Raw genomic sequence first — 24507 nt, 5'->3', positions numbered from 1 at the left:
AGAAAAAGTCAGAAAAGACCGGCTGCTTGTTTTAAAGCATGAACGATGGCATTGGTCGCCATTTTTATTTTGAAAGCGTTGTGTTCGAGCGCCTTCGCACCCTGCAGGGCGTAATCGGCGGCTTGTTGAAAAACCGCTTCCGAAACCGCTTGATTCTGGAGCATTTTTTCAACGTCCAAAAACCGCCAGGGTTTGTGGGCCACGCCACCCATCACCAGCCGGGCGGCTTTGATCCGGTTTTGCTCTAGATCCAGCGCAGCCGCCACCGAAACCAGCGCAAAGGCGAACGAAGCCCGGTCGCGGACTTTCAGGTAATGACTGTGTTGACTGAACGGCGAATCCGGCAGATCGACGGCTACCACCAATTCGGCGGGTTCCAGGGTCGTGTCCAGATCCGGGCGGTCGCCGGGCAGGCGGTGAAACGCGTCGAACGGAATCCGGCGCTGGCCATTCGGGCCCATCACCAGCACCGTTGCCTCCAGGGCCGCCAGGGCGACGCTCATATCGCTGGGGTTGACTGCAAGGCACACCCGGTTTTCGGGCTGCGCGCCGACGCCAAAAAGAGCATGCTGGCGGTTGATGCCTTCCAGCGCCCCGCAGCCGCTCGCCGGATTGCGTTTGTTGCAGGCAAAAACCGGATCGTAAAAATACGGGCAGCGGGTTCGCTGGAGCAGGTTGCCGCCGACGGTTGCCATGTTGCGCAACTGCCCGGAAGCCCCGGCAGTCAGGGCCTGCGCCAGGAGCGGGTAATTTACCCGAATCAATTTATGCTGGGCGACCTGGCTGTTCAGCGCCAGCGCCCCGATGCGCACAAACCCGGTTTTCTGTTCAATTTTTTTCAGCGGCAGCCGGTTGATGTCCACGAGCTTTTCGGGCGATGCAAGACCCCGTTTCATCAGATCGATGAGGTTGGTACCCCCGGCAATAAACCGGGCGTTCGGGTCGGTGGCCACGGCGGCAATGGCCTCGCTCAGCCGGGTCGGGCGTACGTACTGGAAAGCCTTCATACGCGCTGGCCGCTGTTTTTGACGTCCAGAATGGCGTTGACGATGTTCGGGTAGGCGCCACACCGGCAAAGGTTTCCGCTCATGTATTCCTGGATTTCGGCTTCGGTACGGGCGCGCCCTTCGCGCAGACAGGCCACCGCCGACAGGAGCTGACCGGGCGTGCAATAGCCACACTGAAAACCGTCGTGCCGGATGAAGGCATCCTGCAAGGGGTGCAGGTGATTTCCGTTGGACAGCCCTTCGACTGTCGTAATCTTCCGGCCCTCCTGCATCACGGCAAAACTCAGACAGGCCAGTACGCGTTGCCCGTCGACGAGAACCGTACAGGCTCCGCACTGGCCGAAATCGCAGCCTTTTTTACTGCCGGTCAGGCCGAGTTGTTCGCGCAGCAAATCGAGCAGCGTCCGGCGGGGGTCGGTGGAAAGCCGGTGCCGGGTGCCGTTGATCGTCAGCGAAACCGTCACTTTTTCGGTCGGGCCACCGGACAGGTCATCCGGTTCCGAATCGGCAGTGGGGTGAAAGGAAAGCGGGGTGAAGGCCAGGCTAGTGAGCGCAAGGGACTGTTTCAGAAAAAACCGGCGGTTTTCCTGAGACTCCTCATCGAACGGGTTGCCATCGTGCGGAAATTCTTCCATCATCAAATTCAGGGCTGGGAAAGGGTCGGATGCTCAAAGGTAGGCAGAAAAGGATGAGCCGAAAAGTATTTTGAAGGGAATACCGCCAAATTCAAAAAACAAAACTAAATAAAAAAAATATACCATTTTGTTTTTAGTTTAAACGATTAAACATACATTTGGATGATCCGTCCCCTCTATGCAGCGTAAAAAGGTTTCTCTGAAGGATATTGCCGAGAAAGCGCAGGTTTCCACCGCGCTGGTCTCGTACGTATTGAATGGCAAAGAAAAGGAAAGCCGGGTTGGGCACGAGATTGCCGTCAAGATCAAGCAGATCGCCAAAGAGTTGAATTATGAGCCGAATTACCTGGCGAAAAGCCTGCGAAGCGGCAAAACACAAACCATTGGCCTGATCATTGCCGACATTTCGAATCCGTTTTTTGCCAACATTGCCCGGATTGTGGAGGACGAAGCCAAGAAGTACGGGTACACGGTGATCATCGGAAGTTCCGACGAGAAGGCGGAAAAATCCTGGGACCTGATCACGGTCTTTCTGAACCGGCAGGTGGACGGTTTTATCATCGTGTCGTCGGAGAATTCGGAGGAGCAGATTCAGTATCTGATGGATAAAAATGTGGCTTTTGTGCTGTTAGACCGGCACTTTCCGCACCTGTCTACGGATTTCGTTTCGCTGAACAGCTACAAAGCGTCCTTTGACGCAGGCGCACACCTGATCCAGAACGGATACCAGCGCATCGGCCTGATTGCCTATAAATCCCGGCTTTTTCACATGCACGAACGCATCCGGGGCTACCGGGAATCGCTGGAAAAAAACGGCCTCGATTTTCAGCCCGGCTGGTTGAAAGAAATCGGTTTCGATACGGTTGAGGAGGAGATCAAGGCGGGCATCGACGAAATGCTGGCCGCGGATTGCGCCGTCGATGCGGTGATTTTTGCGACGTATCGGCTGGCCATCACCGGTTTAAAATACATCAACTCCCTGGGATTGAAGGTGCCGGATGACCTGGCGATCGTCAGTTTCGGGCAGGCCGAAGCGTTTGATCTGTATTACTGTCCCATTACGTACGTGCTCCAGCCGATGGAAGAACTGGGAAAAACCGCCGTCGGAATTCTGGTGCAGAAACTGAAAAAACCGGATGCCGACCGACAGCAGATTCTGATGGAAGCCAAACTAATGGCGCGGGACTCGTCCCGAATAAAAATATCCGTTTCCTGAAGTTTTCATTTACTTGATTGCTTAATCGTTTAAACGACTCTCTTTATCTGGATCATTTATGTTACGCAGAAATTTTCTGAAATCCGCCGTGCTCGGTTCCGGCGCCCTTCTGACCGGTTTGCCTTTGCTGAGTGATGCCGCCGTACCCAAACTGAAAATTACCAAAATCCGGTATTACGCGGCTCCCGGTTACAATAAACCGCTGTTTAATCAGGCACGGGGCATTGTCGAAATTGAAACCGATGGCGGGATTATCGGGGTCGGGGAGGGTGGTTCCAAAGATATGATCGAGCAGTGTGCCCAGATGATGATTGGCGAGAATCCCTTCCGCATCGAACACATCTGGCAGAACCTCTACCGGGGCATGTTCTACCCGCCGGGCCGCGAAAAACTGCACGCCCAGGGCGCCCTCGACATGGCGCTGTGGGACCTCAAAGGCAAGGCTATGGGCGTGCCGGTGTATGAACTGCTGGGGGGCGCCACGCGCGATTACGTCGAATGCTATGCGACCGGGTTCCGGGCGTCGAAAGCCAAAACCGAAGAGGAACGCGCGCAGGACTGCATCAAAGCCGGTTTGCGATCGTACCGGATCGGACCGACGGGCGGCAACGGCGATCAGCCCTTTGATTTTTACCAGAACGCCAAAAAAACCATTGAGTTCTGCAAACGCATCGACACGGCTGTGGGCGGTGGCGGCAACTGGGCCATTGATTTGCACACCCGGTTTGACACCACCGAAGGCGTGAAAATCTGCAAGGCGCTGGAGTCGCTGGAACCCTATTTCGTGGAAGACATCGTGCGCTCCGAAAACCCGGATGTCTACAAAACCGTGCGGCAAATGACCAACGTACCCATCGCCGTGGGCGAGCAGTTCGGCGACCGCTGGGACAGCAACACGTTCATCGAACAGCACCTGATCGATTACACCCGGTTTACGATTCCAAATACGGGGGGCATTTCCGAATTTAAGAAACTGGCGTCGATGTGTGAGACGCATTACGTCGGTATGATTCCGCATTTTACGGGTCCGCTGGCCACCGCCACGCTGGTCCACGCGCTGGGTTCGAGCAGCCCGATGCGCGCGCTGATGGAACTCGGCGGGGGCGAACCCGAACGACCGCCTTACTTCAACGACGATTACATACTGTTCAAAAACGGCAAGCTCTACCTCAATCCGGAACCGGGTCTGGGTGTCAAATTCGACCCCAAAAAAGCGACGTTCGTCCTGGAAGTTACCTCCAATACGAAGTTTCCGCACCCGATCCTGAAAGCCCCCGATGGCTCGATTCACAACTGGTAAACCAGAATGATGAGTGATGCCTGATGAGAGAAGAATCATTGAGGAATCAGGTAATTTATCATTCATCGCTCATCGTGCATTTTCCACCCTTAATCCGATTCCTGAACCATGAAAAAAACGCTAGAATGCCTGCTTCTGCTTGTGTTTCTGGGGCAAAGCTACGGTTTTGCCCAGAACAACCGGGTCACCGGAAAAGTGACCGGAGCCGACGGAAAACCGCTGCCCGGAGTGAACGTTTTGTTGAGTGGTACCACCACGGGAACGGTAGCCGATGCCGAGGGCAACTACGCCATCAACGCGTCGGCGAATGCGTCGCTGGTCTTTTCGTACATCAGCTACGTGAGCCAGACGGTGCCGGTCAACGGCCGGTCGGTGATCAACGTGCAGCTGGTGGAGGATACCAAAAATCTGAATGAAGTGGTGGTGACGGCGCTGGGGATCAAGCGCGAATCGAAGACGCTGGGATACGCGACGGCCACCGTGAATGCCGACCAAATTTCGACCAACCGCAGTCCGAACCTGATGACGAGTTTGCAGGGCAAAATGGCGGGCGTCAACATTTCCACCATGTCGACCGGGCCGGGCGGGAGTTCCAAAATCCGGATTCGCGGGCAGTCGTCGTTCAGTGGTCAGAATAACCCGCTGATCGTGATCAACGGCGTGCCGGTGGACAATTCCAACTACGCGTTGGGCGGAAATTTCGGAAATCGGGCGGCTAACAATTCCGACGGGGGCGACGGCCTGTCGAGCATCAATCCGGACGACATTGAGACGATGACGGTTTTGAAAGGAGCCACCGCGGCCGCCCTCTACGGTTCGCGGGCCAAAGATGGAGTGGTGATGATTACGACCAAAAGCCGGGGTGCGGGCAAAGGATTCGGGGTGGAGTACAACACCAATTTCACAACCGAGACCCCGCTGGATTTCACGGATTTTCAGTACGAATACGGACAGGGCGAGGGCGGCATCCGGCCGACGACGCCGTTCCCAACTTCCGGCGTCTGGAGCTTCGGGGAGAAATTTCAGCCGGGCATGACGCAGGTATTGTTTGACGGGGACACGTATCCCTACGAGCCGGTGCGAAACCGGGTCCGGCAGTTTTATCAGGTCGGGACCAATTTCACCAACACCATCACGGTTTCCAACAACGGCGAAAACGGCGGTTTTAGCCTTTCGTTTGCAAATACCGACAACAAGGCCATTACGCCCAATTCGGATTTTAACCGCAAAACCATCAACCTCGGTTTTTCGCAGAACATCAACAAGAACCTGGTGGCCAGCGGAAACATCAACTATTCCAACGAATACAACCGTAACCCCACGCAGCTCAACACCCAGGATTTTGCTACGCCGACGGTGGTCATGACGCTGGCGAATTCGATGCCATTTGCCGCCCTGAAAGAACACCAGGTGATGCCCAACGGCGACGAGTTTGTGTTCTCCCGGTTTCTGGTGCGCAACAATCCGTATTATTCGGTGAATTACCACTTTGAGAACATCAAACGCGACCGGCTTTTCGGCAACGTGGCCCTGAAATACCAGTTTACCAGCTGGCTGTATTTGCAGGCCCGTCTGGCGCAGGATCTCTACACCCGGAATCAGGATTACAACATTCCGAACGGCTACGCGCCGATTGCCAAAGCGCCCGCCGGTTACGTGAATGGCTCCTACACGCAGGACGTCCGCAAGTTTGTCGAACGGAATTACGACTTTATTCTGGGCGGCAACCGCACGTTCGGCGACTTTGGCGTCGATGTAACGCTTGGGGGCAACCAGCGGTTTGTACGCATGGATTACAACAGCGTGACCGTGCAGGATTTTGTCCAACCCGGTTTGTACACCGTTATGAATGGCCGGGTGAAAAACCCCCTGTATAGTTTATCGGAACGGAAAATCAACTCGCTGTACGCGGCAGCTACCCTGTCCTATAAAGAATTTTTATACCTGAATGCCACCGCCCGCAACGACTGGTTCTCCACGCTTTCGCCCGAAAACCGCAGCATTCTGTACCCGTCCGTGACCGGAAGTTTCGTGTTCTCGCAGGCTTTCAACACGCTGCCGACCTGGCTGACGTTCGGAAAAATCCGGGCGGCTTACGCGCAGGTGGGCGACGACAACGTGAGTCCGTATTCGAATGCGCTGTTTTACGCGGTGAATAACAACAACTTCCCGACGCCGTCCGGTCAGTTGGTTCCGGTGGGCGGCATCAATGCCTCCTCCGTGCCGAACCGCAGTCTGCGCCCGCTGCGGGTGTCGGAGGCCGAGGTGGGAGCGGAATTGAAATTCTTCAACAACCGGCTCGGGCTGGATTTCACGTATTACCGGAAAATCACGGAGGACCAGATTCTGGCCACCCAGATTTCGGACGCTTCCTCGTACACGAACAAGCTGATCAACGTCGGCAAGAGCATGAACAAGGGCGTGGAAATCCTGCTGACCGGAACGCCGGTGCAAACCGGAGCTTTTCAGTGGGATGTGAGCGCCAACCTGGCCTACAACACGTCGGAAGTGCTGACGCTGGGCCTGTCGGCGGCTGACACCATGATTACCGTGGGCGGTTCGGGCGGCAGCACACTCCGGCAGGTGGTGGGAAAACCGATCGGGCAGTTGTTTACGTTTAATTATCTCCGCGATGCGCAGGGCAGGCAGGTGTTCGACAAAGGCAGCGGCCGGCCGTTGCGCAACAACACGCCGGTGAACGTCGGAAATGCCCTGCCGAAATACTTTGGCGGGATTACGAACACCTTTTCGTACAAAGGCATTACGCTGACCACGCTGATCGACTTCAAACTGGGCTTCAAAATGATCGGGGGGCAGAACATGAACTACCTGCGGCACGGTTTGCACAAGAATACGCTGGTGGGCCGGGCAGAAGGCTATGTGGTGGGTGTGGGCGTGAACCCCGACGGCGAAGTGAACACCACCCGCTCGCAGCTTCAGCCGTTTTACGAAACGCCGAACGTGCTGGGGATTTACGAGGACTTTATCTACAACGCCGGTTTCTGGAAACTCCGGCAGATCACGCTCGGCTACGACTTCACAAAACTGCTGCCGCAAAAATTCTTCATCAAAGGCATTCGCCTGAACGCGGTGGCCAACAACGTGGCGGTTTTGAAAAAATGGACCGAAAACATGGACCCCGAAATGGTCAACAATGCGTCGGATAACGCAACCGGTCTCGATTTCTGGCCGAGTCTGCCGCCCACCCGCAGCATGGGTTTCAACCTGAACATCAAGTTTTAAGCCCTCGAACGAAAAAGCCCCTTCGCCATGAAAACTACAAAAAAATACGTGTTTGGTTTGCTGACCTCGCTCTGTCTGCTTACCGGCTGCGACGATAACTTCGACGAAATTAACACCAACAAAGTCGATCCGACCACGCTGGCGCCCTCGTTCGTCATGAACAAAGCGATCATTGACGCTACATACCTCGACGGTTTTGGCACGCTGCAGATGCTGACTTATGAATTTGGCATTGTGCAACAGATCATTACGCCCTACGGCAGTTCGCTGGCCGGGGCCAATTACAACCAGAACAACGTCAGCAACACCCCGCTCGTCTGGCAGAATTTCTACCGGAATGTGCTGAAACAGATCGTGGATGTGGTCGAAAAGACCCGGGATGACGCGAACCGCACGAACCTTTACCACTCGGCCCGCATCTGGAAAGCCTACTCGTTTATGATCCTGACGGATACCTACGGTGACATTCCGTATACCGAAGCTGCTAAAGGGTATATCAGTGAGATTACCTCGCCGAAGTATGATCCGCAGGAAACGATTTACAAGGATATTCTAAAAGAACTGGACGAGGCATCCGCCGGTTTGGATGCGACGAAAGCCGTCGAATCGACGGATATTCTGTACGGGGGCAATGTGGCTAAATGGAAAAAGTTTGGCTATTCGCTCATGCTGCGGGCGGCCATGCGTCTGACCAAAGTGGACCCCACCACGGCCCGGACTTACGTTACCAAAGCCGTGGCCGGTGGCCTTATGCAGGCCAACGACGACAACGCGGTGATGCGCCACACGGCTTTGTATAACAACTGGATTGCCAACCACTTGCAGGCCCGCGAAAAAACCAACTTTTACCTGGCGGCTCCGTTTGTCAATTACCTGAAAGCCAACAACGATCCGCGCCTGGGGTCCATCGCCGTGCGGTATGTGGGGGCGAAAGGTGGGCCGGAACAGGTTGCTTCCCGGGCGTCCACCGATCCGAAAGTGCAGGTGGGGATGCCGATGGGCTACGACAACGTGACGGTTTCGACCCCGGCGGTTTTGGCCCAGTACGGTGTTGCCAGTTTGTGGGATTTCACGCAGGTTAACCTGAACACGGTTTTGAAACTGGATGCCCCGGAATTTCACGTCACCCATTCGCAAACGCAGTTGTTGCTGGCCGAAGCCGCCCAGCGCGGCTGGATCACGGGCAACGCGGCCGATTATTTCACCAAAGGCGTGCGGGCGAATCTGGAGCAGATGACGGCTTACGACGCGACAGCCGCCATTCCCGAAGCCACGATTCAGGCGTATCTGACGGCCCATCCGCTCGAAACCGCAAAGGCGCTGGAGCAAATCAACACGCAGTACTGGGTGGCCTCCTTCCTGAACGGCCCGGAACTATTTGCCAATTTCCGCCGGAGCGGTTTTCCAACATTGACGAAAAACCCGTACCCGGCTTCGGAAATTACGGAGGAATTTATCCGCCGGATGCCCTACCCGGACAGTGAAACCATTGTCAACCAGCAGAATATCAATGCCGCCATCACCCGGCAGGGACCCAATACCCTAAGCACCCGCGTGTGGTGGGACAAGAAGTAAAGTAGTTTTCAAGCAGCTATTTCGCAGCGTTTAGCGGAATAAAAAGAGTTTAGCGGAGCCTCTGCTTACCTCCAACCATCCCAGCTAAACGCTGCGAAATAACCAAACCTAAATCCGCAGAAAAATGAAATCAAACGTATCGCGTCGCTCGGCCATCCAGTCGGTTTTGGGTGTCGCCGGAGCGGGCTTACTGACGTTACCAGAAACCTCCTACGCCCAAAAACCGGGTCCGTTTCGGGACTACAGCAAAGTGAAAATTACCAAACTGGAAACGTTTCTGGTCAAACCACGCTGGATTTTTCTCCGGATCCATACCGATGTGGGCGTAGTTGGTTTGGGCGAACCGCTGCTCGAAGGCCGGGCGCTCACCATCCAGACCGCCATCAAGGAGGTCGAGCCGTATCTGATCGGCAAAGATCCCCGGGCCATTGTCCACCACTGGCAGGCCATCTACCGGCACGCGTTTTACCGGGGAGGCCCAATTCTGACGAGCGCCCTGAGCGGCATCGACCACGCCCTGTGGGACATCAAAGGCAAGCTGCTCAACGTGCCGGTTTTTGAACTGCTGGGCGGTCCCACCCGCGACCGCGTCCGGATTTACGGCCGGGCCAGCAACGCCGAGGACATGAAAAAGCGGAAGGCGGAAGGGTATACGGTCATCAAAACCGGGGTGGCCAGGAAGAACCCGGCCAACATTGTCGAAAATCCGAAGTTCATTCAATATGCCATCGATAATTTTGCCTCGTTACGGGAAGCGGGTGGGCCGGAGATGGACATTGCCATCGACTTTCACGGCGCCATTGCACCCCAAACCTCCAGGCTGCTGATCAAGGAGCTGGAACCGTATAAACCCATGTTTGTGGAGGAACCCGTTCAGGCGCAGAACGTGGACGTGCTGGCCGACATTGCCCGCGGGACGCACCTGCCGATTGCTACCGGCGAGCGGATTTTTACGAAATGGGGCTTTCGGGAGATCCTGGAAAAACGGGCTGCGAGCATCATTCAGCCGGATTTGTGCCACGCGGGCGGCATTACGGAAGGCCGTATCATTGCGGGCATGGCCGAAGCCTATTACGTGCCCATCGCTCCGCACAATCCGATGGGCCCCATTTCACTGGCGGTCGGTTTGCACCTGGCCGCCAGTGTGCCCAATTTTTTGGTCCAGGAACAGGTGTCGCTGGGGGAGGGCTACCTGAAAAAACCGTTCAAACTGGAAAAAGACGGCACGGTTTTGATCCCCACCGGACCGGGACTTGGCATTGAACTGGATGAGGCCCAGTTGAAAGATAAAATAGGTCACGACTGGAAAAATCCGGAGACGTATAACGCCCTGGATGGATCGGTTGTTGATTGGTGATGTTTAACTTCGATATTCATTATTCGTTATTCGACATTTTTAAATTTAATAGAAAACAACGAACAGCGAATACCGAATTAGGGACCAGATGAAAACAGACGCAAAACTTACGTATTGAATGATCAATTATCTATTGTGTTGTGATTGGGGAACCTCTTCATTTCGGTTGCGTTTGATCGACAGTGCTGATTATCGGCTTCTGGGTGAAGTGGTTTCGCAGCAGGGTATTGCGAGTGTTTTTGATGATTGGAAAAATACCGGAGAACGGAGCGGGATTTTAAAAGACCGGTTTTTTCGGAATTATCTGAAACGCCAGATCGACGCATTAGCCGACAAAGGAGTTGTTCCGCTGGATCAGATACCGGTGGCGGTTTCGGGCATGGCTTCTTCGTCCATCGGCATGGAAGAAATACCGTATGCGACCCTGCCATTCGCGATGGACGGCAGTCAAACCAGCGTGCGGTATTTTGCGGCCAGTGACGAGTTTCCGCACGAGCTGATTCTGATTTCCGGCGTCAAAAGCACGGAAGATGTGATGCGGGGTGAAGAAACCCAATTGATTGGCCTGGCCGCTCTGCTCGATTCGGCGGGGAAACGACCCCGGGATGCCATCTTTATATTTCCGGGTACCCACTCCAAACACCTGTACGTCCAGGGCAATCAGTTGCTCAATTTCGAGACCTATATGACGGGTGAAGTGTTCAATTTGATGGCATCACGCAGCATCCTGAAAGATTCCCTGGAGGTGCGAAGCTTAAGCGATTTTTCAGACAGCAATCTGGCGGCTTTTCGGGTTGGATTAACAGAATCGGGGCCGTCGCTTTTAAACCGGCTTTTTACCGTTCGGACGAATCAGTTATTTGAGAAAATGACAAAGAAACAAAACGCCTTTTACCTGAGCGGATTGCTGATTGGCTCCGAGTTAAAACCGCTACTGAGCAACCAAAAATGGCACCTGGTTTTGTGCAGTGGCACCAACCTGTTTTCCTTTTATCAAGAAGCCATTTCAATGCTGGGCCTTTCCGATCGGACCACCACCATTCCGGCGGAGTTGATTGATCAGGCGGCTGTAGTGGGGCAGGTTATTTTGTTTCAGAATCAAAAGTTGAGTGTTTAAAACCGTAGTCGAATGGAGATCATTCCGTTTTCGTGGGAGTTGTTTTATAAAGCGCCGATCATTGGTATTATTCGCAATATTCCGGCTGAAACGGTCAAGCGGATTCTACCCATTTACCGCGAAGCCGGCTTGACGAATGTTGAAATTACCATGAATACCCCCGGTGCCGAGGGCCTGATTCGCGATGCGGTTGCCAACGAGCAGGCTGGACTCAACATCGGCGCCGGAACGGTCTGTTCGGAAACGGATCTCGACCGGGCGCTGGCGGCCGGGGCTCAGTTCATCGTCACACCCATCCTCAACGAAACGGTGATCCAAACCTGCGTGGAGCGCGGAATACCGGTTTTTCCCGGAGCATTTACCCCTTCCGAAATTTACAAAGCCTGGCTGCTCGGCGCGCCGATGATCAAGGTGTTTCCGGCGGCTTCGCTGGGACCGGCCTATCTCAGGGAAGTCAAAGCGCCCCTCAACCAGGTCAAACTGCTGCCAACCGGTGGGATCAGCCTCGCCAACATGAGGGACTTCCTGAAAGCGGGAGCCGACGGACTCGGTATTGGGGGGCAATTGTTCGATAAAAACCGCATTGAGCAGCGGGACTGGACCGGTTTAAAGCAACATTTTCAGGCGTTTGTCCATCAACTTCCGTAACGGTAAACCCGTTAGCCGGATTAGGTTAGAATAACTTGACCCGGCTGTCATTCCCCTAAATCCTACCCCTGTGTCAACGTTCAAAATCAGAAATTACCGGTGGATTGTCGTCGCGCTGGTCTTTATCGCGACAACCATCAATTACCTGGATCGCCAGATTATCGGCTTATTAAAACCCATTCTCGAACAGGAATTTAACTGGACGGAAACCGACTACGCGCAGATTGTCATGGCCTTCACGGCGGCCTACGCCATTGGTCTGGCCCTGTCGGGCTGGCTGATTGACAAAACCGGCACCAAACTCGGGTACACCATCACCATTGTGTTCTGGAGCGTGGCCGGAATGCTGCACGCCGTGGCCCGCAGCGCGTTTGGCTTTGGGCTGGCGCGGCTGGGCCTGGGCTTGGGCGAGGCTGGCAATTTTCCGGCGGCCGTTAAAACCGTGGCCGAATGGTTTCCCAAAAAAGAACGCGCGCTGGCGACCGGTATTTTCAACTCCGGTACCAGCGTGGGCGTCGTGGTGGCGTTGTGGCTCGTGCCCTGGATTTTGCGACAGTACGGCTGGCAGGAAGTGTTCTGGATTACGGGGGTGCTGGGGTTCGTCTGGCTGGTGTTCTGGCTGATTTTCTACGATGTTCCGGCCAAGCAAAAACGGCTCACGGCTGAAGAATTCACCCTGATCACCAGCGGACAGGACAGCGAGCAGGCCGAACGCATCCCGATCAAGTGGTTCAAATTGTTTACGCTGCCGCAAACCTGGGCGGTCATCACCGGAAAAGCGTTTATTGATCCGATTTTCTGGTTTTTCCTGTTCTGGCTGCCATCTTATTTTTCCTCGACCTACCAGCTCGATCTGAAAAAAACGAGTCCGGAACTGATGATTATTTACCTGGCTACCACCGTCGGCAGCATTGGCGGGGGCTATCTGTCTTCCGCCCTGATCAAGCGTGGCTGGCCGACGCTGAAAGCCCGAAAAACCGTCCTGCTCATCTTTGCTTTTCTGGAAATCTCAATCATTCTGGCCCAGTTTGCGACCAACATCTGGATGGTCGTGGCCCTGATCAGTCTGGCGGTAGCGGTGCACCAGGCCTGGGCCACCAACGTCTTTACCGTTGCATCAGACCTGTTTCCCAAGCAGGCCGTTAGCTCCGTGGTGGGGATTGCCGGAATGGCCGGGGCGGTAGGCGGTATTTTTTTTCCCATGCTCGTGGGCTATTTACTGGATTCTTACAAAGCGGCTGGTAATTTAGCGGGTGGTTACAATCTGCTTTTTACGATTTGCGGATTTACTTACCTGACGGTTTGGGCCATCATTCACGGGTTAACCCGAAATTCCAAAACCGTTGAACTGAATGAGTTGATCTAACTTACCCTGCCAAAAATGAGCGTACGCAATTTGCCCCTTCCCAAGCTCCTTTTTTCTCTGGTTATTCTGTCGGGCGTTGGGTTTGGGTTCAGCAGCTGGAAAAACCGCCCGGAAATCAGCCCGCCGAATGTGGTGTTGTTTTTCATCGACGACCTGGGGTACGGTGATTTATCCTGTTACGGAGCCTCCGGGTATACGACACCCAATCTGGATCAAATGGCGGCCGAAGGGATGCGGTTTACGAGTTTTCTGGCCGCTCAGGCCGTTTGCAGTGCGTCGCGGGCGGCATTGCTGACGGGCTGCTACCCAAACCGGCTGGGCATTTCCGGAGCCCTGGGACCGGGTTCGCCCGTTGGCCTGAATCCGGAGGAGGAAACCATCGCGGAGTTACTGAAAGAAAAAGGGTACGCGACCGGAATTTTCGGAAAATGGCATTTGGGAAGTCAGCAGGCCTTTTTGCCCCGGCAACAGGGCTTTGATGAATACTACGGGGTGCCGTATTCGCACGATATGTGGCCGCTGCACCCGAACCAGGCCAAAGCCAATTATCCGCCCTTGCACCTGATTGAAGGCAATTCGCCGGGCAAAGAAGTGAAAAACCTGGAAGACGCCAGCGCCTTGACCTCTTCCATCACGGAGCGCGCCGTCGGTTTTATTCGCAACCACAAAAAGGGGCCGTTTTTTCTCTACGTTCCGCACCCGCTGCCGCACGTACCGCTGGCCGCTTCGAGCCGGTTTCGGGGCAAAAGTTCGGCGGGCCTGCTGGGCGATGTAATGATGGAACTGGACTGGTCGGTGGGCCAGATTTTACGGGAATTGAAGCAGCAGGGACTGGACAAAAATACGGTCGTTATTTTCACCAGCGACAACGGCCCCTGGCTGAACTACGGCGAACACGCCGGATCGGCGGGCGGTTTTCGGGAAGGCAAAGGAACGTCGTTTGAAGGCGGTCACCGCGTGCCCTGCATCGTGCGCTGGCCGGGCGTGGTGCCGGCCGGTCGGGTCTCCAACAAGCTGCTGACGACGCTGGAAATTCTGCCGACCGTTGCTAATCTGTGCGGGACCCGGCTTCCCAAAAAAGCCATTGATGGGGTGGATATGGTGGCGGTCCTGAAAGGCGACGAAACCGCCACGCCCCGCGACCATTTCTATTACTACTACCGGCAAAACAGCCTGGAAGCGGTCCGACAGGGACACTGGAAACTGGTGTTTGCCCATCCCGGACGCACCTACGTCGGTTTTCCGCCGGGCCAGGACGGAAAACCGGGTCCGCTCACCGAAGCAAATGAATTTCCGATGGCCTTGTATGATCTCCGGCGTGATCCCGGCGAACGCTATGACGTTCGCGAACAGAATCCGGCGGTAGTCGCTGCGCTTGAAAAACTGGCCGAAGCCGCCCGGGCCGATCTGGGCGACGATTTGCAGAAGCGGGAAGGCAAGAATGTGCGTCCGGTGGGGCGAGTCGAAAAAAATTAAACCCTTGAACGAATCCGTTCCTATTTCCATGAAACCCAAGCCTTCACGCCGAACCTTTATCAAATCGTCCCTCCTGACCGGAACCGTACCGTTTATGCCCCCACTGACCACGGAGGAAGAAATGCCGGCGCTCCCCCAGCCGCCCGCTTCCCCCGTCAGTGCCGCGGATAAAAAAAGCATCATCGGAGGCTACGGTTCCTGGTCGTCCGCGCTCCGGGGGCCGGGAACCCTGTCGTTTCGGAATCCCCGCTGGAAACCGGAGCAGTTGGCCCGCTGGAAAAAGGAGGCCCTGCAAAAAACGGTCGAACTCGTGGCGGCCCCGGCCCAGCCCGCGCTGCCTGCCGTGAAAGTCGAGCGCACCTTTGAATACGACGGTTTGTTGATTGAAGAAGTCAGTTGGCAGTTGCCGTACGGAGAGCCGACGAAAGCAGTTATTTTGAAGCCGAAAAATGCCCAAAAACCGCTGCCGGGCATTCTTGCGCTGCACGACCATGCCGGAAAAAAATACTTTGGGTACCGAAAAATCGTCAAAACCGGGGACGATCAGCATCCGATGTTGGCGGAACACCAGCAGGTCGATTATAGTGGGCGGGCCTGGGCCAACGAAATCGCCAAACGCGGGTACGTCGTGCTGGTTCACGACGCTTTTGCGTTTGGCAGCCGCCGGGTGTTGTTTCGGGACGTGGACGGATTAACGTTTGCCAACCTGAAAACGACAGGGAAAACCGACGCCGATCCGGAAAAACCGGAGCACATCGAAACCTACAATGAATGGTCGTCCGAACACGAGCACGTCATGTCGAAATCGTTGTTTTGCGCCGGCACTACCTGGCCCGGCGTGACCCTGACCGAAGATCAGGTGGCCTTGTCGGTTTTGTGTGCCCGCAGTGACGTTGATCCGCTGCGGGTGGGCTGCGGGGGCTTGTCGGGCGGTGGCCTGCGAACCGTGTATCTGGCGGGGCTGGACCCGCGCATCAAATGCTGCGTCTGCGTCGGGTTTATGACGACCTGGGATGATTTCGCGTTGAATAAAGCGTTTACGCACACCTGGATGACCTACACGCCCCTGTTGCCGCGTTACCTCGAATTTCCGGAAATACTGGGGTTGCGGGTGCCACTCCCGACAATGGTGCAATGCAACAATCAGGACGAACTGTACACGCTGCCGGAAATGAAAAAAGCCGACCAGATCCTGCAGGAAGTTTTTAAAAAGGCGGGGGCCGGGGATCGGTACGCCGGGCGCTATTACGACGGGGAACACAAGTTCGATAAAGCCATGCAGATGGACGCCTTTGATTGGTTTGACCGCTGGCTGAAAAAAGCCTAAAAGGCCATCTGAAGGCTCCAGATTAATTCTGTCAACATTGAAGCTCCGTCGACGACTGGGGATAAACTTCGGGGGGCGTGCAATAAAAAGGGCGCTCTCCGAAGCATACAAGAGGATTTATAGTGCTGGATATGAAAAGGATAGCTTCTTTTGGGAATTAGCCCTCTGTTACGCTTACTTTACAATTAAAATGGATTTTGCAGCACAAAACCGTTCCAGTCCAGCGCCGACTGGTAGAAATATTCCCGCCAGTTGCCGATCAATCCATCGCGAATCCGGATGCTGACCATGCCGTGAACGGTGGTACCATAGGTGAGCGAAAACTCCCCGGAACCGATCTGGGTCTGCTCGTCGAAGGCCAGGTGATGCCAAACCATCTGCATAAGTTTCGGGCGCCCTTTCCAACCGCCGAAAAACTCAAAAATCCGGTCGCGGCCCCGGTAAATCTGTTTGTTGGGCGGTTCGGAATAAATGGCGTCCAGCGCAAAACAGTCCGCGGCTTTTCGCCCGTTGTTTTCGTTCAAACCGGCGGCCACGGTTTGCATCAACCGTGTAAATTCGGCGCGGCTGATCGGTTTGTGTCCTGCCGGCTGCGCCAGCGACGGACTGATTGAACCCAGAAAAATGAAAAATAACAGGAAGCGTTGGGTCATGATTGGGTGGGTGTTTCCTTGCTGCAACGATGGCGTCCGGGGCTAGATTGTCAGACCGGCGGTTTTTGCCCTAAAATTTCCCGGGCCGCCCGGATGCCCTGATAAAACGCTTCTTCGAACAGGGAAATACCACTGAGGTCGGAATGGGCAAAGAAAATCGTGTTATCAATCGGTTCGGCCGCTTTCCGGCGCGATTCACCACCAATAAAACCGGGTTTCGGCGCGATCATGCCGTGGCCCCAGACCCAGCAATCGGCAGTCGTAACGTATTCGCTAACCCCCGGGTGCGCTTTTTCGAGTTCGGCCAGAATTTGCTGGAGCCAGCTTTCGTAGGGAGTCTGAAAGGCGTTTTGCCGGGCCCGATCGGGCGGTTCCTGCACCAGCGGCCAGTAGACCGTAATCACTTTCGGATCGCTGGCGTTCAGGTGCTGGTGCGTAGCCGTTACGTAGCCCACCGAGGAGCCGCCGTAAATCACATTGTCCCAGCACAGGGGCATTCCCCGGTTTTGCGGTAAACCACTGACGGTCAGGTTGGCCACCAGCCAGGGCGCGTAGTGGAAGTCGGGCGAAGCGGGGAGATTCAAGAGTTTTCGACTGATAAACTGCGGAGTTGCCAGCAAAACTTTTTGGGCCTGAATCAGCACAGTTTCGTTGCGGGACACGTCGTATCCGTGGATTTGAACCCCTGACCGGTTTTTGGTCACCTCGAAAATCAGCAGCTTGGACTGAATGGGAGCGCTGGCCTGCTGCTCCAGTTGCTGGACTAAAAACCCGTTTCCTTCCGGCCAGGTCAGCACCGACTGGGCGTCGGCATTGGAGGCCGTGCCTTTGCGGGCGGCAAAGTAATGCAGTCCGGCCCAGGCGGAGGTGGTTGCCAGCGTCGTGCCGTAGTCGTCCCGGCAGCCGTATTCGAGGTACCAGCGCAGGTAGGGCGAAGTAAGCTGTTGCTCGTTCAGGTAGTGTTCAAACGAAACCGCATCCCAGCGCCGAAACTGTTCATCATCCGACGACTGATCCAGCGGAATGGCGAACGCATCCCGGCCATCCCGCCCTTTGGCGTGTTTCAGCTCGTCAACCAGCTTAAAAACCGGGTGATTTGCTGCTGGTCGTCAGCCGGAACGCCCACATTCGGCACCAGTCCTTCCTGCCAGTACCCGTGAATAAACAACCGTTCTTCGGGTTCGTGACAGAGGTAATACTCATTGTAGATGGGCAAACCGCTGGCATCAAAACCGGTGATGGCCTGGCATTCAATGAGAAAATCGAGGAGTTCGCGGTTCCGCTGGTCCGGAATCGGCAGGTAATGGGCGCCCCACGGAAAGGCGGATACGGCATTCTGGCCGCTGGCCGCGTTGCCGCCGATCCGGTCCTCGAGTTCCACCAGGAGGACGTCGCGCTGCCCCTGCTGCCAGAGCCACCGCCGGGCCGACAATCCGGCCACCCCGCCCCCCACAATCAACACCCCGGTTTCCAGCTTCCGGCTCGGCTGCGGCAGGTTTTCGGGGTTTCGCAGGAAATGACCGACGCGGTGATTGGCGCCTGCCATGCCGCCCTGGATGTGGGCGTGTGACGGCTGGCAACCCGACAGCCCCGCGGCCCCGGCCAGCAAAACCGATGCACCTAGACCGGCCGCCTGTTCGAGAAACTGCCGGCGTCCGGCCGAATCCGGGGCATCAGTGGGCGTAGGGCGTCCAGTCGTCTTCAAAATAATGCACCAGAACCTGGTTGTTAAGTTTGTTGATGTCGGTGGGTACCTCGGCCATGTCGGGTGGGAAATTGAGCATGTCGTGCAGCGTTCGTGCATTGATAAACCGCAAACCGGGTGGCAGCGGACCATCACCCCGCCAGTGGTGGTTGCGCAGGGCCAGCACGAAGCCCCATTCGCCGAATGACGGCACGAAGGCGTGGTACGGAATGGTTTGAAAACCGGATGCCGCCAGCGTGTTTCGGATGCACCAAAACGATTGCCGGGCAATGTAAGGCGAAGTGGACTGCACCACCGTGAGGCCACCCGGTTTCAGGATGCGGTGGAGTTCCTGGTAAAAAGCAGTGCTGTACAATTTCCCGATCGAATAATTGGAAGGGTCCGGAAAGTCCACCACAATCAGGTCGTAACGGGCCGTATCCTGCCGGACAAAATTGTAGGCGTCGGTATTGATGATTTTGACTTTTGGCGATAACAGCGAGCGTTCGTTGAGACTCACCAAAAGGCTGTTTTGCCGGAAAAGATCGGTCATGCCGGGGTCCAGATCGACGAGCGAAATCGCCTGAATCTGCGGATATTTCAGGATTTCGCGAACGGCCAGCCCGTCACCTCCGCCCAGCACCAGCACCCGGCTGGCGGTGGGGAGCGCCTGCAGGGCCGGATGAACCAGCGCTTCGTGGTACCGGTATTCGTCCGACGAGCTGAATTGCAGGTTTCCGTTCAGGAACAGGCGAAATTCGCGGGAATTGGCCGTTAGCACAATGCGTTGGTAGGACGTGCTTTTGCTGTAAATTACCTTGTCCTGAAAAGTCAGGTTTTCGGTGTAACTCATGATGCTTTCGGCGTAGACAAAACCGCCCAGTAGCAGGAGGGAGGAAAGCAGCACGGCACTGGTGAGCGAGCGCCGGTAGGTTTTGGTTTCGGGAAACTGGTGCAGCAGAAACCAGGCAACGGCAATGTTCATCAGGCCGAAAAACAGCGATGTGCGAATCAGGCCGAGGTAGGGCACCAGCACCAGCGGAAAAATCAGGGACGCGAGCAACGCACCGATGTAATCGAAGGTGAAAACCCGCGAAACCAGTTCTTTGAACGAAAGCTGGTTTTCCAGGATCCGCATCAGCAGCGGAATTTCCAGCCCCACCAGAATACCGGTCAGGCTCACGAACGTGTACAGCACCACCCGAAATGAAGCCGCGTACTCGAACAGGACAAAAAGCAGGGGGGCGCTGCAACCACCCACCAGCCCGACCAGAATTTCGATCCGGATAAACCATTGCAGCAGGTTGCCTTCGAGGTATTTGGAGAGCCACGAGCCAATGCCCATCGAAAACAGGTAAACGCCGATGATGGTCGAAAACTGCGTTACCGAGTCGCCGAGCAGGTAACTGGCCAGCGTTCCGGCCACCAGTTCGTAGATGAGGCCGCAGGTGGCAATGACAAAAACCGACAGCAGCAACAGCAGGTGCCGACGCCGGTTTGACGAATCACTCATGAATGGCGGAACTGATGATAATGGCAACCGCAATCATGAAAGCTGCGGCCAGAATCGACAGGGCCACGTTTTCGTCATCGACGATCTTTTTCCAGAGGTTTTCAGGGGCAATTTTTTCGATGATGACGAAGCTGATCACCAGAATCAGAATGCCCACCAGCGAATAAACGACGGAGGGGACAATGTACTTCAGCGTAGACAGATCCATGCGTGTAAGGGTTATTTGTGGTAAAAATAGCCGCGTCGGCTGGTGTGCCGACCGCCGGAACCTTGCTTGTAATTTTCGAGTTTATCGACGCTTTCCAGGTCGTCGCCCAGGAGCCGGAGGCCCGAAAGTTCGGCCCAGCCAAAACCCGCCAGCAGCAAACCGCCCACCAGCGCAAAATATTTAGCTTTTTTTAGTTTCGGCCACATGAGAGGTGGAATGAATAAAGAATAATGAATGTTGAATAACCAAGTGGGGTCAGGGACCGAAATCACTTTGCTCCCAACGCTTTTGCTCAAACGTGTTACCCTTGAAAAATAACATGACGGGGTAAACCGCAATCAGCGCCAGTATCAGAAAAAAATTGGAATACAAAACCGGGTTCTGAACCACTTTGACCTGAAAATTGACGCGGTTTTTTCCCTCCGACGACGGATAGAAGTTCAGGTGGTATTGACCCGCCGGAATCCGGGACAGGACCGCTTCGTCTTCCTGCGCACCTTCCGTCCAGCTTTCCCCGCCTTCGACGCCGTGGTAATATTCCACGATGCGCGTAAACTCGTAGGTTTGCCCCGACTGTTCATTGATCAGACTGACCGGCAGTTCAAACCAGTTGTTATCGACATCGACTTTCAGGCGTATTCCGACAGCCGCCGGGCCGTCGATGGCAAACGAGGGTGACACCAGGGGCTGCGAGCGGCTTTGCTTCGTCGAATCCGAATCCCAGAAATACGGTTGATCGAGCCGCGTTTTCGGCGGTTTAAGCAAAAAGAAAACGACCTGAAGCCCCACCACAACCATTGCCAGCCGACTGGCCAGCCAGCCAATGACTTTCTGTTTCTGCCTGGCGGAATTTGGCTGAATGGCCCCGACACCGGATGCTCGCGGCAAAGCATTTCGGGCCTCGGTCAGACCAAACGCCTGGGCGATTTCAGCTGGCGTTTTGTAGGTGGCCTGGTACCATTCCGGATTTTTAACGCCCTGCTCGTGACTCAGCAAATAGGGCGGGTGGATGTATTCGGAAATGGTCAGGCGGTTGTCATCCAGAATGTTCCAGAAAAATTCACCGGAAGCGCTCAGGATCAGGCAATTGTATTGATTATAAAGTTTGTATTCCCGGTTTTCGGACCGGACGATCTGCCCTTTTTCTTCCTGGTAATGGCCCTCCGCCGGCCGGATCAGCGACCAGTGTCCGTTGTATTCGGACAGCATCTGGTAACCGGTTCCGTTCGTCATCAGGACGTATTCCATCCAGCTTTCGTCGTACTTCACTTCCCGTTTGCGGAGGTAACCCGTCACCCGGATCCAGGTGCCATCCAGATACCCTTCAGCGCCGAGCGGTATCAACGGTTCGGTCGGCGTGGGGGGAAAAGCGGTCAGGATTTCCATCGGCCCCGTATCCCCGTAGTGAAAATACGTCCGGCATTCCGCACAGCAGAAATAGCTGCTCTCCGACAGATCGTACGCCCGAAACGGTGCCTGGCAATGCGGACAGTTAAACGAACGTTCGGGCGTGGGGAATTCGGTGGGCATGGTCTGGCAACAATCAGCGGCTGATTTCCTGTTCATTCAAAACCGCCCCGGCTTCGAAAAACCGGAGGGTTTCGGCATAAAACCGGCGAACTTTGGCGGTGTTATCGTGTTGAAAATTAGACAGAAAAACGTCGAACGTGGCCAGTCCGTTTTCGGGCCAGGTGTGCACGGACACGTGCGATTCGGTCAGGCAGAGGACCGCCGTAAAACCGCCGTTCGGAAAAGCGTGGTACACTTCCCCCACCTTTGCGAGTTCGAGCTCCAGTACCAGCCGGTCGAAGGCCTGCCGGCAGCGTTCCGGATTGGTCAGGGCCGGCAAAGGCGCTTCAAAGGTCGACAAGATGTGCAGGCCGGGACGGTAGGCGTTCATAGCCGGCAAGATAAACGTTCGCTGGTTATTTTTTAGGGAAATTCTGCGCTAAAAAAACGGCGTCGGCCTTCGACCACCCCTGGCGGGCCCGTTCGCGTTCGCGTTCGGCGGTGGTTTTGTCGCCTTTAAGGTCGGCAATGCGGGCCAGGGCAAAATGCGTACCCGGGTAGTACGGATCGTGTTCGGCCAGCACTTTCGTGGATTCTTCGGCGAATTCGTTCAGTTTCAGTTGATGAGCCACCTGCGCAATCATTTCCAGCTGAAACAAGGCTTCAATCCAGGGGTCGGGGCCGGTTTGTTCGCGGGCGCTGGCCTGGAACTTGCGAATGTCGGCCAGTCCTTTTTCGCGACCAGCGGGATCGTGCAGGGCCAGGAGGGAGGCCAGAAACTTCGGATGCGGATCGAGCCAGGCATTGAGCCAGTCGGTCTGGGAACTCTTCTTGGCTTCGACCAACTCGGTTTGGGCCCGTTTCAGTTCGGCCCGGGCGGTTTCCAGCTGCTTCTTTTTCAGGGCGATCATGCCCAGCAAATAATGACCGATCACGCGTTCGCCCGGCGTTTTGCCTTTCAGCATCTCGCTCGCAATGGGCGCGGCTTCGGCATCCCGGTTTTGCGAAATCAGCAGCGTCGGGTAGCCCATTTTGTTGTAGAACGTGCGTTCCAGGTTGATCGGGCGTTTGATCGCAAACCGTTCTTTTACCAGGGCTTCCGCTTCCTGAATCCGGCCCTGGTACTGGTAGCAGAGGGCCAGCAGCGAGATGTTATGAATGTGATGCCAGTCGTACATGGCGTCGTATTTTTCGCTCGAATACAAATTGCGTTCGATGGCATCGGTCTGCTTCATTTCGGCAATGGCCTCGTCCACATCCCCGGTTTTCATCAGGTCGTGGGCGTACATGTGCAGCGCGTGGGCCAGGTTCGGAGCCAGTTTGGCGTACACTTTGCCGTGTTCCAGCGCTTTCGGATAGTCGCTCATGCCCTCATACGCGTGAATCAAGTAATGGTGGGCCGCCGGATGGCTGGGCGTCATTTGAAGCACCTTTTCGTAAATGGCAATGCTGCCCGTCGATGAACCCTGCCCGCGACCGGTTGCAAATTTTTCGTAGGAGTTACCCGACAGCAGCCATAGTTCCGGATCGGTCGGGAATTTTTTAACGACGCTGTTGACCTTGTTCCGGTACTCATTCAGCAGCTTCTGATTGCTCAGCGAATCGACGGCTTTCAACTGCGCAAACCGCAGTTCGACGTGCGCTTTTTCGCGTTCCGATGCGAATTTCGAAAAGGATTTGGCGGTTTCGGCGGCTTTAAGAGCGGCTTTGTTGTCCTCCAGTTGAATGTACAGGCGGCTCAGGCCGACGTGCGCCATCACAAACGTTGAATCCAGTTTGAGGGCTTCGTGGAACGAACGGCCGGCTTCAACCAGCGAATAGCCGTGCAGGTAGGCCATGCCTTGTTCGAAATACGCCTGTGCCTGCGGGTTTTTGGTGGAGGTTGGCGTCGGGAATTGCCCGACATTCGACCGCAAGGCCACGGTTTGCGTCAGCAGCGAAGCCGGAATACCGCCAACGTGTGTAAAACCGCAGATCGGAGCCACCGGAAGGTCGGGAGTGCCCGATAAAACCGGAAGGGTTGGCCGTTCCGTCGGCTTAAACTCCCCGATCAGCAGGGCGATCAGGAGAATGGGGAGGAGGGAATAGGAATGAAGTCGTTTCATGATAATGCGGTCCCAGGGGCGAAAAACCGTGTTTTTTGAAGCCTCAGACTAGTACGGGAATCGTTACGGACTAAACGGGGCGGTCCGTAGGTACGTAAAGATAGAAATTTAAAACCGCATCGGTCAACCGTTCAGTAAATGATCGGCCTGGTAACTTTTGCGTCGGTAACGAGTTATTGAAGAAAAACCAGCGCTTGTATGGAAAAGATGTTTGTCGTTCGCGCCGTTGGCGTTGATGAATTAGGAGCTGAAACGCCCACCACCATTCCGATGAAACTGAGTGGCGCTCCCGAAGCGGAGCTCATTGAACAGGACCTGAACGCCCAGTATCCGCACCTGAAACATCGGGTGATCGAGATTGAAGAACTGAAAACGCCCGATCAGGTGGAAGACTGGCAGCATTCGTACCTGGGCTCCGTCTTCGGTTCGGAACACCAGACGGGCGAATATGACGAAAAAAACAAGGACGTGACGCCTTAGGAGGTTTACGGTTTTTGGTTTACGGTTTACGGTGGCTGACGCGTACAAAGCATGCGTCAGCCACCGTAAACCGAATACCGAAAACCCA

At 55.3% G+C, this 24507-nt stretch carries 22 protein-coding genes; 11 read left to right on the top strand and 11 right to left on the bottom strand.

Annotation, left to right across the window (positions count from 1 at the left end):
* Positions 1-8 precede the first annotated feature (8 nt).
* Positions 9-1007, bottom strand: a complete 999-nt coding sequence (locus tag ACYVHX_RS11830) for an FAD binding domain-containing protein (protein ID WP_460671849.1) — start codon at positions 1005-1007, stop codon at positions 9-11.
* Positions 1004-1645, bottom strand: a complete 642-nt coding sequence (locus tag ACYVHX_RS11825) for a (2Fe-2S)-binding protein (protein WP_460671848.1) — start codon at positions 1643-1645, stop codon at positions 1004-1006. The genes ACYVHX_RS11830 and ACYVHX_RS11825 overlap by 4 nt, the downstream gene beginning before the upstream one ends.
* 175 nt (positions 1646-1820) lie before the next feature.
* Here ACYVHX_RS11825 and ACYVHX_RS11820 point away from each other — a divergent pair, with 175 nt between their 5' ends.
* The 10 genes from ACYVHX_RS11820 to ACYVHX_RS11775 all read left to right on the top strand — a co-directional run bounded on the left by ACYVHX_RS11820 (position 1821) and on the right by ACYVHX_RS11775 (position 16267).
* Positions 1821-2858 carry a LacI family DNA-binding transcriptional regulator gene (locus ACYVHX_RS11820; protein WP_460671847.1) on the top strand — a complete coding sequence of 346 codons (1038 nt, stop codon included), beginning with the start codon at positions 1821-1823 and terminating at the stop codon, positions 2856-2858.
* 58 nt (positions 2859-2916) lie between these two features.
* Positions 2917-4158, top strand: a complete 1242-nt coding sequence (locus ACYVHX_RS11815; RefSeq protein WP_460671846.1) for a mandelate racemase/muconate lactonizing enzyme family protein — start codon at positions 2917-2919, stop codon at positions 4156-4158.
* Between the two features lie 108 nt (positions 4159-4266).
* The gene (locus ACYVHX_RS11810; protein WP_460671845.1) at positions 4267-7401 is read left to right on the top strand and encodes a SusC/RagA family TonB-linked outer membrane protein; all 3135 of its coding nucleotides are present in this window, start codon (positions 4267-4269) and stop codon (positions 7399-7401) included.
* A gap of 27 nt (positions 7402-7428) precedes the next feature.
* A complete protein-coding gene (locus tag ACYVHX_RS11805; protein WP_460671844.1) occupies positions 7429-8976 on the top strand; it encodes a SusD/RagB family nutrient-binding outer membrane lipoprotein in 1548 nt (515 codons plus the stop codon).
* A 124-nt stretch (positions 8977-9100) separates the two neighbouring features.
* Positions 9101-10333, top strand: coding sequence for a galactonate dehydratase (gene dgoD / locus ACYVHX_RS11800; protein WP_460671843.1), 1233 nt, complete (start codon positions 9101-9103; stop codon positions 10331-10333).
* A gap of 118 nt (positions 10334-10451) precedes the next feature.
* The gene (locus ACYVHX_RS11795) at positions 10452-11450 is read left to right on the top strand and encodes a 2-dehydro-3-deoxygalactonokinase (protein WP_460671842.1); all 999 of its coding nucleotides are present in this window, start codon (positions 10452-10454) and stop codon (positions 11448-11450) included.
* 12 nt (positions 11451-11462) lie between these two features.
* A complete protein-coding gene (locus ACYVHX_RS11790) occupies positions 11463-12098 on the top strand; it encodes a bifunctional 4-hydroxy-2-oxoglutarate aldolase/2-dehydro-3-deoxy-phosphogluconate aldolase (RefSeq protein ID WP_460671841.1) in 636 nt (211 codons plus the stop codon).
* Positions 12099-12168: 70 nt separating this feature from the next.
* Entirely contained in the window at positions 12169-13464 is a 1296-nt protein-coding gene (locus ACYVHX_RS11785; protein WP_460671840.1) for an MFS transporter, read from the top strand.
* 15 nt (positions 13465-13479) lie between these two features.
* Positions 13480-14940: a sulfatase family protein gene (locus ACYVHX_RS11780; protein WP_460671839.1), complete on the top strand. Its 1461-nt coding sequence runs from the start codon at positions 13480-13482 to the stop codon at positions 14938-14940.
* Positions 14941-14968: 28 nt separating this feature from the next.
* Positions 14969-16267 carry a hypothetical protein gene (locus ACYVHX_RS11775; protein WP_460671838.1) on the top strand — a complete coding sequence of 433 codons (1299 nt, stop codon included), beginning with the start codon at positions 14969-14971 and terminating at the stop codon, positions 16265-16267.
* 185 nt (positions 16268-16452) lie between these two features.
* On the opposite strand, the gene ACYVHX_RS11770 is transcribed toward ACYVHX_RS11775, so the two are convergent.
* From ACYVHX_RS11770 to ACYVHX_RS11730, 9 genes are all read right to left on the bottom strand, one after another.
* The gene (locus ACYVHX_RS11770; RefSeq protein WP_460671837.1) at positions 16453-16920 is read right to left on the bottom strand and encodes a nuclear transport factor 2 family protein; all 468 of its coding nucleotides are present in this window, start codon (positions 16918-16920) and stop codon (positions 16453-16455) included.
* Between the two features lie 50 nt (positions 16921-16970).
* Positions 16971-17717, bottom strand: coding sequence for a hypothetical protein (locus tag ACYVHX_RS11765; RefSeq protein WP_460671836.1), 747 nt, complete (start codon positions 17715-17717; stop codon positions 16971-16973).
* Between the two features lie 266 nt (positions 17718-17983).
* Entirely contained in the window at positions 17984-18625 is a 642-nt protein-coding gene (locus tag ACYVHX_RS11760) for an NAD(P)-binding protein (protein ID WP_460671835.1), read from the bottom strand.
* Entirely contained in the window at positions 18594-20117 is a 1524-nt protein-coding gene (locus ACYVHX_RS11755) for a polyamine aminopropyltransferase (RefSeq protein WP_460671834.1), read from the bottom strand. The genes ACYVHX_RS11760 and ACYVHX_RS11755 overlap by 32 nt, the downstream gene beginning before the upstream one ends.
* The gene (locus tag ACYVHX_RS11750) at positions 20110-20325 is read right to left on the bottom strand and encodes a DUF350 domain-containing protein (RefSeq protein ID WP_460671833.1); all 216 of its coding nucleotides are present in this window, start codon (positions 20323-20325) and stop codon (positions 20110-20112) included. Before ACYVHX_RS11750 ends, ACYVHX_RS11755 begins: the two co-directional genes overlap by 8 nt.
* 11 nt (positions 20326-20336) lie before the next feature.
* On the bottom strand, positions 20337-20531 hold the full coding sequence (locus ACYVHX_RS11745; RefSeq protein WP_460671832.1) for a hypothetical protein: 195 nt from the start codon (positions 20529-20531) through the stop codon (positions 20337-20339).
* A gap of 49 nt (positions 20532-20580) precedes the next feature.
* A complete protein-coding gene (locus ACYVHX_RS11740) occupies positions 20581-21855 on the bottom strand; it encodes a DUF4178 domain-containing protein (protein WP_460671831.1) in 1275 nt (424 codons plus the stop codon).
* Between the two features lie 13 nt (positions 21856-21868).
* Positions 21869-22225: an S-adenosylmethionine decarboxylase family protein gene (locus tag ACYVHX_RS11735; RefSeq protein WP_460671830.1), complete on the bottom strand. Its 357-nt coding sequence runs from the start codon at positions 22223-22225 to the stop codon at positions 21869-21871.
* A 25-nt stretch (positions 22226-22250) separates the two neighbouring features.
* The gene (locus ACYVHX_RS11730; protein ID WP_460671829.1) at positions 22251-23939 is read right to left on the bottom strand and encodes a tetratricopeptide repeat protein; all 1689 of its coding nucleotides are present in this window, start codon (positions 23937-23939) and stop codon (positions 22251-22253) included.
* Between the two features lie 198 nt (positions 23940-24137).
* Between ACYVHX_RS11730 and ACYVHX_RS11725 the strand changes: the two genes are divergently transcribed.
* Positions 24138-24419, top strand: coding sequence for a hypothetical protein (locus ACYVHX_RS11725; RefSeq protein WP_460671828.1), 282 nt, complete (start codon positions 24138-24140; stop codon positions 24417-24419).
* Positions 24420-24507 lie beyond the last annotated feature (88 nt).

It is taken from the genome of Larkinella ripae, assembly GCF_054780775.1.
Note: the sequence above shows the minus strand (reverse complement) of the source record. Positions and strands in the feature narration are given on the sequence as shown.